Source organism: Thermococcus sp. Bubb.Bath (genome assembly GCF_012027595.1).
Classification (GTDB): Archaea; Methanobacteriota_B; Thermococci; order Thermococcales; family Thermococcaceae; genus Thermococcus.
Window position 1 is genome coordinate 235,770 of the sequence record NZ_SNUR01000002.1, and the last position, 11,812, is coordinate 247,581.

Sequence of the window (11,812 nt, forward strand, 5' to 3'; positions counted from 1 at the left end):
GGGCGATGCCAATAAGCCTTGATAGAGCCGTCATCGCCCGTCTGAAAACGCATGGTGAAACGTTTGAGATACTGGTCGATCCTTACCTGGCGAGGGACTTCAAGGAGGGCAAGGACGTCCCGATAGAGGAGATCCTCGCCACTCCTTACATTTTCAAAGATGCGCACAAGGGTGACAAGGCGAGCGAGCACGAGATGGAGAAGATATTCGGCACCAGTGATCCCTATGAGGTCGCCAAGACGATACTGCAAAAAGGGGAGGTTCAGCTCACCGCCGAGCAGAGGAGGCAGATGCTTGAGGACAAGAGGCGCTACATAGCTACTATGATACACAGACACGCCGTTGATCCAAGAACTGGCTATCCCCATCCCGTGGACAGGATTCTGAAGGCCATGGAAGAAGCCGGCGTGCACGTGGACCTCTTCAAGGATGCCGAGGCCCAGGTTCCAGGGGTCATCAGAGCTATCCGACCGCTTCTCCCGATAAAGTTGGAGATGAAAGTCATAGCGGTCAAGGTTCCAAGCGATTATGTGGGCAAAGCCTATGGGGAAGTCAGGAAGTTCGGCAACATCAAGAGGGAGGAGTGGGCCAGCGACGGCTCGTGGATGTTCCTCATCGAAATCCCCGGAGGGGTTGAGGAGGAGTTTTATGAGAAGCTCAACGCCCTTACAAAGGGCGAAGCCGTAACTAAACTTGTAGAGAGGAAGGGACTATGAAGAGAGTTTTTGTAAAACCCAGGGAATTGGTTGTTCCTGGAACGCTACTTGCCCAGGGACCATTTAAGGCTGGAAGAGGGACTTTCAGGGAAGGCAACAGGATTTACTCAACCGTGGTAGGCCTGGTGGAAGTCAGGGGAGACTTAATACGGGTAATACCCCTCGAAGGGCCGTACATGCCCGAAGTTGGCGACAACGTCCTCGGAAAGATAGTCGACGTCAGGTTCTCTAACTGGGCCGTTGACATAGGAGCACCGTACGAGGCGGGCCTTCGCGTCCAGGATGCCGCAGAGGAGCGCATCGATTTGGCCAAGACTGATCTCAGGAAGATATTCGATATAGGTGACATAATCTACGCCAAAGTGAAGGCATACAACGAAGTGAACCAGATAGACCTCACAACGAGGGGAATGCCGTTCAGGGGTGGCCCGCTCAGGGGAGGCCAGCTCGTGACGATAACCCCCTCAAAGGTTCCGAGGGTCATAGGCAAGGGCGGTTCAATGATAAACATGATAAAGAAGCTTACTGGGACGAGGATAATCGTCGGCCAGAACGGATGGGTATGGGTCAGCGGAAAGAAGCCCGAACTCGAAAACCTGGCTGTTGAGGCTATACTCAAGGTTAACAGGGAGAGTCACACCCAGGGATTGACCGACAGGGTGAAGGAGATGCTCCTCTCCCGGCTTAACGAACTTAAGGAGCGCGGGGTAATAGGAGAGGTTCCCCGCCTTGATGAAGAGAACAAAGGTGAAGAACAATGATGGGTAGGCCGGAAGGTTTGAAGCTCATCGATGAGAACGGTAAGAGGGTTGACGGAAGAAAGAAGTACGAACTCAGGCCCCTCAATATGGAAGTTGGGGTCCTGAAGAACGCTGACGGCTCCGCTTACATAGAGTGGGGCAAGAACAAGATACTCGCTGCGGTCTACGGGCCGAGGGAGATACACCCCAAACACCTCCAGAGGCCGGATATGGCAGTTCTCCGCGTCAGGTACAACATGGCACCCTTCAGCGTTGAGGAGAGGAAGAAGCCGGGCCCCGACAGGAGGAGCGTTGAGATAAGCAAGGTCATCAGGGGAGCCCTTGAGCCCGCCCTGATCCTTGAGATGTTCCCGCGGACAGTGATAGACGTCTTTATTGAGGTTCTGCAGGCCGATGCTGGTACCCGCGTTGCAGGCATAACCGCGGCTTCACTTGCCCTCGCTGATGCGGGCGTTCCAATGAGGGACCTGGTTGCCGCGTGCGCAGCCGGGAAGATAGACGGGGAGATCGTCCTTGACCTCAACAAGGATGAGGACAACTATGGTGAGGCGGACGTCCCAGTGGCTATAATGCCCCTGAAAAACGACATAACTCTCCTCCAGATGGACGGCTACCTCACCAGGGAGGAGTTCATGGAGGCCGTAAAGCTCGCGATAAAAGGCGCCAAGGCAGTCTATCAGAAGCAGAGGGATGCACTGAGGGAAAAGTACCTCAAGATCGCCGAGGAGGTGGCTGAGAATGAGTGATGCAGAGGTAATGGCCGGTATAATGAGGGACCGGATCCTCAGCCTGCTTAAGGATAATAAGAGGATAGATGGAAGGGGCTTTGAGGACTACCGCGACATCGAGATAAAGACCGGCCTCGTAGAGAAAGCTGAGGGTTCTGCCTGGGTCAGGCTTGGTGATACCAGGGTTCTCGTCGGCATAAAGATCGACGTTGGCGAGCCCTTCCCCGATCTACCTGACAGAGGTGTTATGACAACTAACGTTGAGCTTGTCCCGCTCGCATCGCCGACTTTTGAGCCCGGCCCGCCGGATGAGAGGGCTATTGAGCTCGCCCGCGTCGTTGACAGGGGCATAAGGGAGAGCGGGGCCGTCGACCTTGAGAAGCTCGTTATCATCCCAGGGAAGCTCGTGTACGTCATATTCATAGACGTCCACGTCCTGGACCATGACGGCAACCTCATCGACGCCACGGGCCTTGCCGCCATGGCTGCCCTTCTGACGACTCAGATTCCCAAGATAGAGTACAACGAGGAGACCGGAGAGCTGGTGCGCCTTGAGGAGAGATTCCCGCTCCCAGTAACTCACGTTCCACTTCCGGTAACGTTCGCCAAGATTGGCTCCAACATAGTCGTGGATCCGAACCTCGACGAAGAGAACGTTATGGACAGCAGGATAACCATAACCACCGACGAAACGGGTCATATCTCCGCCGCTCAGAAAGGAGAAGGCGGCTCTTTCAAGCTTGAGGAGGTTATGTACGCCGTCGATATCGCAATCAAAAAATCGGCTGAGCTCAGGGAACTCCTCATGAAGTCCATAGGTGGGGCCGAATGAGGCCCCTTTTTCTATGGGAAAGAGATATAAACATTGAGGTCCAATTTAGTCCAGCTTTCGTTACGATTAAACCGGGGTGAAAAGAATGGGGCTGTTTGATAGCATCGTTAAGAAGAAGCCGGCGGAGGATAAACCCAAGAAGTCCGTGCCCGTTAAGGAGGTTGCCCCCGCTAAGGAGGATAAAACCCAGGCTCCGAGGGACGTTGACGTAATCCCCCTTGAGGAGGATGTTCTCGCCAGGGAGATAGTTAAACCTCAGGTCAGGTACATCAAGAAGGTCATAGTGACGAGCTACTCCGACCTTGAGACGATATCCACCGAACTCCAGAACGGCAACCTCGTTCTCGTCGACCTAAGCCCGCTGGAGGTCAAACCGGACATCCTTGAGAAGGTTGCGGAGCAGATAAAGGGAATGAGCGCCGCCCTCGGCGGTCAGGTCGCCAAGGTCTGCAAGAACGAGATAAGGCTTCTCCTGACCCCAGAAGACATAAAGCTCGCCAAGTGATTTTCTTTCTTCATACCCCGTTCCTATTCTTGCCGTTTTTGCACTAAGCACGTGACTTTATAAACCCTTTTTGAGTTCACTCTCCGGTGGTGAAGATGGTGGAGAGAGAGGAAAAGAAGAGAGAGGATAACGTTAATCCAGATGAGATTCAGGTCATCACCCTCGGCGACTGCCCAGTATGCGGTGGGAAGGGCACGCTCAAGGCCATGCAGTACATCCACGAGATTCCCTACTTCGGAAAGGTCATGGAGAGCACGATATTCTGCGAGAAGTGCGGCTACCGAAACGCCGACGTCGTCATGCTCGAGGACAGGCCGCCCAAGCTCTACACCGTTCGGGTAGAGGAGGAGAAAGACCTCTTCACGCGCGTCGTCAGAAGCAAGAGCGGAACAATAGAGCTCGACGAGATAGGCGTTAAGATTGAGCCCGGCCCGGCCGCCGAGGGATTCGTCAGCAACGTTGAAGGGGTTCTGGAGAGGGTGAGGGAGACCCTGCTGATGGCCAGGGAGTTCAAGCGGCAGGAAGGCGACGAAGAGGCCGTGAAGAGAGCGGACGAAGTGCTTGAGTACATTAAGGAGGTTGGGGAGGGCAGAAAACCTCTCACCGTCAGGATAATGGACCCACTGGGCAACAGCGCCCTCGTCGGCGAGAAAGTTAAGAGCAGACTTTTAACGCAGAAGGAGATAGACTCCCTCAGCCTCGGCCCATACGTGAAGGTGAACCCGGATGAACTAGAAGCTGGGTCGAATGAAGGTTCTGGGGAGGGAGGTTCCTCCAAAGAGAAAGACCACGAAGAAGAGACCGATTAGAGGTAAACGACCTCCCTCGTCAGGAGGTCTTCCATCAGGTTTTTCACCCACTCCTTCCTCGTTCTCGCCGAAACGTGGATTATTCCCTCCACGTGGATTCCGTAGCGCCTCTTCATTTCCTCCCTACTTATTGGCTCCTTGAACAGAAAGGGCCTCTCTATCGTGAAGGCGTATCCGAAGTCCTTTATGTACTCCCCAAGCCACTTCTTACCGTTCTCGCTGTGGACTAAAGTCAATCCGCTTGTATCTTTGGCTATCTCCCAGAGCGTGTCGAGGTCGGCCTTGATAACCTCTCCAACCTCAAAACCGCCCGCTATCGTTCCCCTCCGCGTTAAAGTCTGCTCCTCGTGGAGGCCAAGCCTTCTCAACGTGTCCCTGAGCTCGTAGGGGTTTCCCCTTGCTACGTAGAGAAAAACTAGGTCTCCCTCATTGAAGGCCTTTCTCTTTCGGAGTTCCACCGTCTTCAGTCCTCGGAATATCAGCTCCGCGTAGACCTGGTGGAGGGCTATGACGTGCTCCATGCTCTTTTCACCACCACATGGCTCGATGAAAGGTTAAAAAGGATTGCGCGCAATTTTCTTTGATGCTGCTTCTCTTTGGAAAGATAGAGCTCGTGATAAAAGCAGAAGATGTAAAGGTCAGGTTACCTTGAGTGGAGGCAACTATTAAAAAGAGTTTCTTACGTATTGTTAGGTGGGTGAATGTTACGTGATCACTGTTAAGAAATACAGACGCTACAATAGAAAAGCTGCAATAGTTTCCCTGGCTATCGCAGTGCTGTTGTTTATCTTCTTCATGTTCGTTATAGCGCCCTTCACCTCCTCAGCACTTGTGGGGGTACTTTTTGGTGGAATGGTTCTGGGGCCTCTGATTGGGATGGCAGTGGGTGGAAAACCTGCCCTTAGAGTTACTAACGGCGAAAAAACCTGTGACCGGATTTACTGGTACGACCAGGATACGCCGGTTCTCTCCGTTTTGGAAGATGGCTACAGTTTGCGGGAACTTCGCCTGAACGAACCCCTTGAAACCGCTGTGTGTGGTACCCCAATCCGCGTGTACCCCACGCCCACTAAGCTTGGGGGTACCCGGGTTGTGGTGGAGATTGTGGGGGAGAAGTATTCCCTTCCCTGATTCTCTTTCTTCAGAAGATAGCTGGAGAGAACAACGAAGCTGGCCAATCATCTCTTCAGCAGCGTTAGTGAAGCCTTCAAAATATCCCCTATGACCCCGCTGGCCGTCTCCTTCAACCCTGCGCCTGCTCCACTGATGACCAGCTTTCCAAGGAGGTCGGTCTTTATAATCGCCGCGTTCTCGTGGCTCTCAACCGCTAAGGGGCTGTCCCTTGGTATTTCCTTTGGTTCCACGGTTACGCTGCCCCCTTCAACCCTGGCGACGAGTCTCACCGTTTTCCCCCGTGCTTTGGCCCTCTCAATCTCTCCCTCCGTTACCTCAGTTATCCCCCTGACCTTTGCCTCGTTAAACGTTATCGGACGAAAAGCTAGGCAGTGGAGTATCGTGGCTTTGTAACCAGCGTCCACCCCAGTTATGTCGCCGCTCGGGTCCCGCTCCGCGATTCCAAGCTTTTGGGCCCTTTCGAGTGCCCGCTCAAAGCTCATACCCCTTTCCATCTCTGTCAGGATGAAGGTGGTCGTCGCGTTGAGAACTGCCTCAATCCTTTCAATGGTGTCCCCACGGAGATTTCCCCTGAGTAGCCCCACTATCGGAGTTCCCGCCATTACTGTCGCCTCGAAGAGGTACGGAAGGTCTCTTTTCTCTGCTTCTTTGATGAGCTCCTCGTAATGGAACGCCAGAGGTGGCTTGTTACTGGTTACCACTCCTTTCCCCTCTCTGAGCGCCGTTCGGTGCCACTCCCATGCATTTTTATCGTTCGTAACGTCTATGACTACGTCGGCATCAATCTCTCTAACCGCTTCTCTCGGAGAAAGGTTGTAAACCTCGTAGTCATTCGTCCATTTCGAAAGCTTTCCAAAGTTCTCCTTCACGAGAAGGGCTTCTGGGAGGTCTATCCCCTCGGGCAGCCAGACCGTTCCGCTTGTGTCTGAGATGCTGACGACTTTGATGTTAACTCCATATTTCTCCCTGAAAATCCCGGCTTTCTCCAGGAGAACCTGTGCAGTTGCCCGTCCAACGTTACCGAAACCAAAAATGGAGAGGATGACTTCACCCATAAAAACCACCGAAAAGAAAAGGTCACTTACCCAGGATGACCTTTATCATATCCATGTCCCTGACTATGCCCGTGAGTTCCCCTTCTCCTTTTATCACGGGCAACTGCTCTATCTCGTGCTGCACCATCTTCTGGGCGACATCATAGACGCTCATGTGGGGGGTTGCCACTACCAGGTGGGGATTCATGATCTGTTCAACGGGCTTCTTCGGAAGCTGGAGCTCGGCTTTCTCAAAGAGAAGCGTTGGATGGCTCTCCAGTATCCAGTCCTCCTCGCTTGAAACGGCCAGTTCAGTGCTCCTCATTACTCGGATTACCTCTCCGTCTTTCAGGAGGTCCGTCTCGTCTACCATCCCAACGAGGTTCCCGTCGTCGTCTATGACCGGGATTGCCATGGCGTTGCATAGGAGGAGGGCTTTTAGGGCAGCCTTTAGGGGGGTTCCGCGCCAGACGACACCGACGTTCTTCTGATAGTAGTTCTCGATTGTTACGTCCTTTAGCTTCCCGTTCTTGGAGAGATAACGCCTTATAATGTCCCCAACGGTTAGAATACCAACGACCTTTTCGTCCTCATCAACGACGACCACCCGGCGATAGTCCATTTCGAGCATCATTCTCACGGCTTTCTTCAGGTCGTCGTCGGGCTTTACCATCGGAACATCTCGCTGTATGATCATGGCCAGCTGATCCTCGTCGGGGTGCAGAAGAAGGCGCTTTATACTTATTATCCCGCTGACTTTCCCGGTCTTTTTGTTCACAACTGGGAACGCTCTAACGTTGTATTTTCTGAATAGTTCCAATGCATAGCTCCTAGTGGCAGGGAGCTCGATGACCACGGGATCCTTGGTCATTATGGTCTTTACTTTCATCTTCACCACCGCTTTACCTTAGAGAACCCTTCCCATATTTTAATGTTTTGTTCAGGGGCCCTAAAATAAGTGGAGTAGCTGGAATTCCTCCGATGAAAAAATGGTACAAAGGGGAAATAAAAGAACTTACCCAAGGAGGGCAAGGAACACTCCGGCGACAACTGCAGTTCCTATAACGCCGGCGACGTTCGGACCCATTGCGTGCATGAGGATGAAGTTTCCGGGATCCTCTTCGCTCGCCATTCTCTGGACGACCCTGGCCGACATCGGAACTGCTGAAACCCCAGCGGCACCTATCATCGGGTTTATCTTCCCGCCGCTTAACTTCTTCATAAGCTTACCAAAGAGCACTCCTCCAGCGGTTGCACTGGCGAAGGCAACGACACCGAGTCCGAGTATCTCAAGGGTCTGGGCTGTAAGGAAGCTCTCGGCCCTCATGGTCGAGCCAACGCCGAGGCCGAGGAATATGGTGACGATGTTCATGAGCTCCTCCTGTGCGGCCTTGCTGAGCCTTTCAACAACGCCGCTCTCCCTGAAGAGGTTTCCTATCATGAGCATGCCTATCAGTGGTGCCGCACTCGGAACGAGCAGTCCAATGACTATCATGGTGATTATTGGGAAGAGTATCTTCTCCCTCTTTGAAACGGGTCTGAGCTGCTCCATGCGTATCTTCCTCTCCTCTGGACTTGTTAATGCCTTGATGATAGGAGGCTGAATGAGTGGGACGAGGCTCATATAGCTGTAGGCTGCAACGGCCGTCGCTGCCAGTATCTCAGGGGCCAGCTTTGTAGTTAGGTAGATTGTGGTCGGCCCGTCGGCACCACCGATGATTCCTATGCTCGCCGACTGGTGGAGGTTGAAGCCTATCGCCAGAGCCGTTAGCATTGCAACGAAGACACCTATCTGAGCAGCAGCGCCCATCAAAGCCGTCTTTGGATCGGCTATCATGGGCCCGAAGTCCGTCATTGCCCCGAGTCCGAAGAATATGAGGAGCGGGACTATCTCCGTTTTTACAAGGGTGTAGTAGATTATGTCAAATAGGCCCGGCGAGCCGTAGTGCTGGTTCATGTACGTGAGTGTGGCGAATATGTTTCCTTCTATTCCCTGCGGGAGGTTTATGGCCACCGGCCAGTTGGCTATTCCGTTTAACGGCAGGTTCACCAGCACTGCGGTTATACCTATTGGCAGGAGCAGCAGGGGCTCCATCTCGTACTTTATCGCGAGGTAGACGAGGGTGAGGCCGACGAGTATCATTATGAGGTTGCCCACTGTCAGCTGAAGGAAGCCAAGTGTTCCGAGGAAGTCTATAAAGCCCGTCATGCCCCTTCACCTGATTTCTATTATTGGGTCTCCTGTGTTTACGGTGTCTCCTTCTTTGACGAGGATTTTCTTCACTACGCCATCTTTTGGTGCTGGAATCTCGTTCTCCATTTTCATTGCCTCAAGGATCAGGAGTCCTTGTCCAGTTTTGACTTGTTCTCCTTCTTTGACGAGTATTCTGAGGATTTTTCCCGGCATTGGAGCAGTAACAACACCCTCACCCGCAGGAGCCGGTGAAGGAGTTGCCGGAGCTGTAGGTGCCACTGGTGCAACTGGAGCTGGAGCAGGTGAAGAAACCGCAGGAGCAGGGGCAGTTGAAACGCTCGCTTGGGCACTAAGGGCGCTCACGTCTATTCCAAAACCCTGTGCCTCAATCTCATAGCTCTTGTCCTCAAAGCTGACCTTGAACTTTCCTCCAGGGAGCTCCTCTACCGCTACCTCGTACTCAACGCCATCAACGATGACCTTAACCTTCGCCATTCTCACCACTTCCTCTTCTCATAGTTGAAATCCTCAACTTCCTCCGTTGCGGTGTGGAGGCCGTAGAGGCGCCATGCATCCGAAATCTTCTTCCTGAACGGGACCGGCCTCAGCTGGCTTGCTTTCTCTGCAGTGTAAGCGAGTATCGCCGCCGTTATAACCGCCAGGTCCCTCGGCGGAATCTCCGGCTTCTCCTCCGGCTTAGGCTCTGCAGGAGCCGGTGTTGGGGCCGGCACCGGAGCTGGCGTCTCTCTCTCGACGAGGCGCCTCTCCAGCCAGCCCACGAAGTAGAGAACTAGGGCCAGTATTCCCAGGATAATAAAGACGACGGTAACGCCGATTACCGTTACCCATCCGCCTTCTATTAGTGCTGACGACATGCTAACACCTCACAGCGGCATGTTGCCGTGCTTTTTCGGCGGGAGCTTTACTCTCTTGCTCCCCATCGCTTCAAGGGCCATAACTACCCTCCCCCTGGTCTCAGCCGGGTCTATAACGTCGTCGATGTATCCGCGCGCCGCGGCCACGTACGGATTGGCGAACTTGTCGCGGTACTCGGCTATCTTCTGCTGGCGGACTTCTTCCGGGTTCTCAGCGGCTGCTATCTCCTTCCTGAAGATGATGTTTGCCGCTCCCTCCGGACCCATGACCGCTATCTCCGCCGTCGGCCAGGCGAACACGAAGTCAGCACCGAGGTGCTTGCTTCCCATGGCCAGGTATGCTCCACCGTAGGCCTTCCTCAGGACGACGGTGACGAGCGGAACGGTCGCCTCAGAATATGCGTATAAGACCTTTGCACCGTGTCTGATGATTCCCCCGTACTCCTGCTGGGTTCCGGGGAGGTAACCTGGGACGTCAACGAGGGTAACCACCGGTATGTTGTAGGCGTCGCACGTTCTAACAAACCTCGCTATTTTGTCCGAGCTGTCGATGTCGAGAACGCCGGCGAAGTAAATCGGATTGTTGGCGACTATTCCAACGGTCTGGCCGTTCATCCTCCCAAAGCCGACGACGGCGTTGGGTGCGAAGTACGGCAGAATCTCCAGGAAGTCGGGGTTTCCGTTCTCGTCCCTGTCGACTATCTCGTAGATAACCCCCCTCACGTCGTAGCCCTTGTTCGGGTCGTCAGGAACTATGGAGTACAGCGCTTCACTCTTTCTGAATGGTAAGTCACTAGTCTTGACCTTTGGCGGCTTCTCCATGTTGTTGGACGGCAGGTAGCTCACGAGCTTCCTAATGAGCGTCAGAACTTCCTCATCACTCTTGCCGATGAGGTGTGCCTGCCCCGCCTTCTGGGCGTGGACCATCGCACCCCCAAGCTGCTCGGAGCTGACTTCAACGCCCGTAACGGCCTTGACGACCTGTGGACCTGTGATGAACATGAAGGTCGCCGGGTTGTCCACCATCAGAATGAAGTCACCGATGGCAGGGCTGTAAACTGCTCCACCGGCGCATGGGCCCATAATGGCCGTAATCTGTGGGACGACGCCACTTAGGAGGGTGTTCATCTTGAATATGTCTCCGTAGCCCTTCAGGGAGTCAACGCCCTCCTGTATCCTCGCCCCACCGGAATCGTTGAGACCTATGACCGGAGCCCCTGCCTCAAGGGCTAGCTCCATTATGCGCTTTATCTTTGCCGCGTGCATCTCACCGAGAGAACCGCCCATGACGGTGAAGTCCTGGGAGTAGACGAAAACCAGGCGCCCGTCGATGGTTCCGTAGCCGGTGATGACACCGTCGGCAGGTAGCTCCTTCTTGTCCATTCCGAACTCCGTGCCGCGATGCTTCACGAAGGCACCAATCTCGACGAAGCTTCCTGGGTCGAGGAGCTTCTCTATCCTCTCCCTGGCGGTGAGTTTGCCCTTGGCGTGCTGCTTCTCGACGGCCTTCTCGCCGCCCATCGCCATAATCTTCTTCCTTCTCTCATAGAGCTCCTCAAGTTTATCTTCCATGCTCATAAGAACTCCTCCGTAAATTGCTGGAGGTTGTAGTTTGTAAAGTTTAAAAGGGTTTTCAAAGGCGTTAGGTCTATCTAACAGAGTTCAAAGAGCCATTCGCTATCGGAAACGCGCTTGGAGGTATCCATTTGGAATAATCAAAACTCTCCCCTAAAGACAAGTGAGAATTCAAAAAGAGGAAAGGCTTTACAGGTGTGCTATCGGCGTCTCCGCACCGCAGGCCTCGCACTTGAGGAAGTGGAAGCGGCCCTTCTTGATTATCTTCGTGTCCGGGCTTCCGCAGACCGGGCAGATGACGAACTCCTTGAGGTACTTCTTGAGCTTGTTGCTTATGAGGTACGGCGTGAAGCGCCCCTGGAGGATTACCCTCCTCCCTTCGAGCGTTCCGGCCGTTGCAACCTCGCGCAGGATGAACTTTAGGAGGTGGTTCGGGTCGCGGTTCATTGCCTCGGCTATGCCCACGAAGTTCTCTATTATTGTCCTGTTGCCCGCTATCGTGACCTGGGCAGGTGGAACCTCGAAACGTGAGGAGTGCTCCTTTACGTTCTCGGGAAGTTCTTCATAAGCCTTGCCAAGCAGGCTCTCGAAATCGTAAAAGTCCGTCTTCTCGCTCATGTTCTCACCCCATTCCATGTGGCCGTGCCGC

15 protein-coding genes are annotated in these 11,812 nt (G+C 53.8%); 7 read left to right on the forward strand and 8 right to left on the reverse strand.

From position 1 onward, the window contains the following. The first annotated feature begins 5 nt into the window (after positions 1–5). The 6 genes from E3E29_RS06455 to E3E29_RS06480 all read left to right on the forward strand — a co-directional run bounded on the left by E3E29_RS06455 (position 6) and on the right by E3E29_RS06480 (position 4,351). Positions 6–716, forward strand: coding sequence for a ribosome assembly factor SBDS (locus E3E29_RS06455; RefSeq protein ID WP_167910149.1), 711 nt, complete (start codon positions 6–8; stop codon positions 714–716). After that, positions 713–1,477, forward strand: a complete 765-nt coding sequence (rrp4, locus tag E3E29_RS06460) for an exosome complex RNA-binding protein Rrp4 (RefSeq protein WP_167910150.1) — start codon at positions 713–715, stop codon at positions 1,475–1,477. The genes E3E29_RS06455 and rrp4 overlap by 4 nt, the downstream gene beginning before the upstream one ends. Further along, positions 1,474–2,223, forward strand: coding sequence for an exosome complex exonuclease Rrp41 (rrp41, locus tag E3E29_RS06465; protein WP_167910151.1), 750 nt, complete (start codon positions 1,474–1,476; stop codon positions 2,221–2,223). Before rrp4 ends, rrp41 begins: the two co-directional genes overlap by 4 nt. Beyond that, positions 2,216–3,037: an exosome complex protein Rrp42 gene (gene rrp42, locus E3E29_RS06470; protein ID WP_167910152.1), complete on the forward strand. Its 822-nt coding sequence runs from the start codon at positions 2,216–2,218 to the stop codon at positions 3,035–3,037. The genes rrp41 and rrp42 overlap by 8 nt, the downstream gene beginning before the upstream one ends. An 85-nt stretch (positions 3,038–3,122) precedes the next feature. After that, a complete protein-coding gene (locus E3E29_RS06475; RefSeq protein ID WP_167910153.1) occupies positions 3,123–3,542 on the forward strand; it encodes a cell division protein SepF in 420 nt (139 codons plus the stop codon). 95 nt (positions 3,543–3,637) lie between these two features. Then, on the forward strand, positions 3,638–4,351 hold the full coding sequence (locus E3E29_RS06480) for a ZPR1 zinc finger domain-containing protein (RefSeq protein WP_167910306.1): 714 nt from the start codon (positions 3,638–3,640) through the stop codon (positions 4,349–4,351). On the opposite strand, the gene E3E29_RS06485 is transcribed toward E3E29_RS06480, so the two are convergent. Then, a complete protein-coding gene (locus E3E29_RS06485) occupies positions 4,348–4,872 on the reverse strand; it encodes an ASCH domain-containing protein (RefSeq protein ID WP_167910154.1) in 525 nt (174 codons plus the stop codon). The genes E3E29_RS06480 and E3E29_RS06485 overlap by 4 nt on opposite strands. 172 nt (positions 4,873–5,044) lie before the next feature. Here E3E29_RS06485 and E3E29_RS06490 point away from each other — a divergent pair, with 172 nt between their 5' ends. Beyond that, a complete protein-coding gene (locus E3E29_RS06490; RefSeq protein WP_167910155.1) occupies positions 5,045–5,482 on the forward strand; it encodes a hypothetical protein in 438 nt (145 codons plus the stop codon). Between the two features lie 47 nt (positions 5,483–5,529). Here the strand turns inward: E3E29_RS06490 and E3E29_RS06495 are convergent, their stop codons facing one another. The 7 genes from E3E29_RS06495 to E3E29_RS06525 form a co-directional block, all read right to left on the reverse strand. After that, positions 5,530–6,540, reverse strand: coding sequence for a homoserine dehydrogenase (locus E3E29_RS06495; protein ID WP_167910156.1), 1,011 nt, complete (start codon positions 6,538–6,540; stop codon positions 5,530–5,532). A gap of 22 nt (positions 6,541–6,562) precedes the next feature. Next, positions 6,563–7,408: a CBS domain-containing protein gene (locus E3E29_RS06500; protein ID WP_167910307.1), complete on the reverse strand. Its 846-nt coding sequence runs from the start codon at positions 7,406–7,408 to the stop codon at positions 6,563–6,565. Positions 7,409–7,534: 126 nt separating this feature from the next. Continuing rightward, positions 7,535–8,728 carry a sodium ion-translocating decarboxylase subunit beta gene (locus E3E29_RS06505; RefSeq protein ID WP_167910157.1) on the reverse strand — a complete coding sequence of 398 codons (1,194 nt, stop codon included), beginning with the start codon at positions 8,726–8,728 and terminating at the stop codon, positions 7,535–7,537. Positions 8,729–8,734: 6 nt separating this feature from the next. Continuing rightward, a complete protein-coding gene (locus E3E29_RS06510; protein WP_167910308.1) occupies positions 8,735–9,208 on the reverse strand; it encodes an acetyl-CoA carboxylase biotin carboxyl carrier protein subunit in 474 nt (157 codons plus the stop codon). 2 nt (positions 9,209–9,210) lie between these two features. Continuing rightward, positions 9,211–9,588, reverse strand: coding sequence for an OadG family protein (locus tag E3E29_RS06515; RefSeq protein ID WP_167910158.1), 378 nt, complete (start codon positions 9,586–9,588; stop codon positions 9,211–9,213). 9 nt (positions 9,589–9,597) lie between these two features. Next, positions 9,598–11,166: a carboxyl transferase domain-containing protein gene (locus E3E29_RS06520; protein ID WP_167910159.1), complete on the reverse strand. Its 1,569-nt coding sequence runs from the start codon at positions 11,164–11,166 to the stop codon at positions 9,598–9,600. A gap of 186 nt (positions 11,167–11,352) precedes the next feature. Beyond that, positions 11,353–11,781, reverse strand: coding sequence for a translation initiation factor IF-2 subunit beta (locus E3E29_RS06525; protein ID WP_167910160.1), 429 nt, complete (start codon positions 11,779–11,781; stop codon positions 11,353–11,355). Between the last annotated feature and the right edge of the window lie 31 nt (positions 11,782–11,812).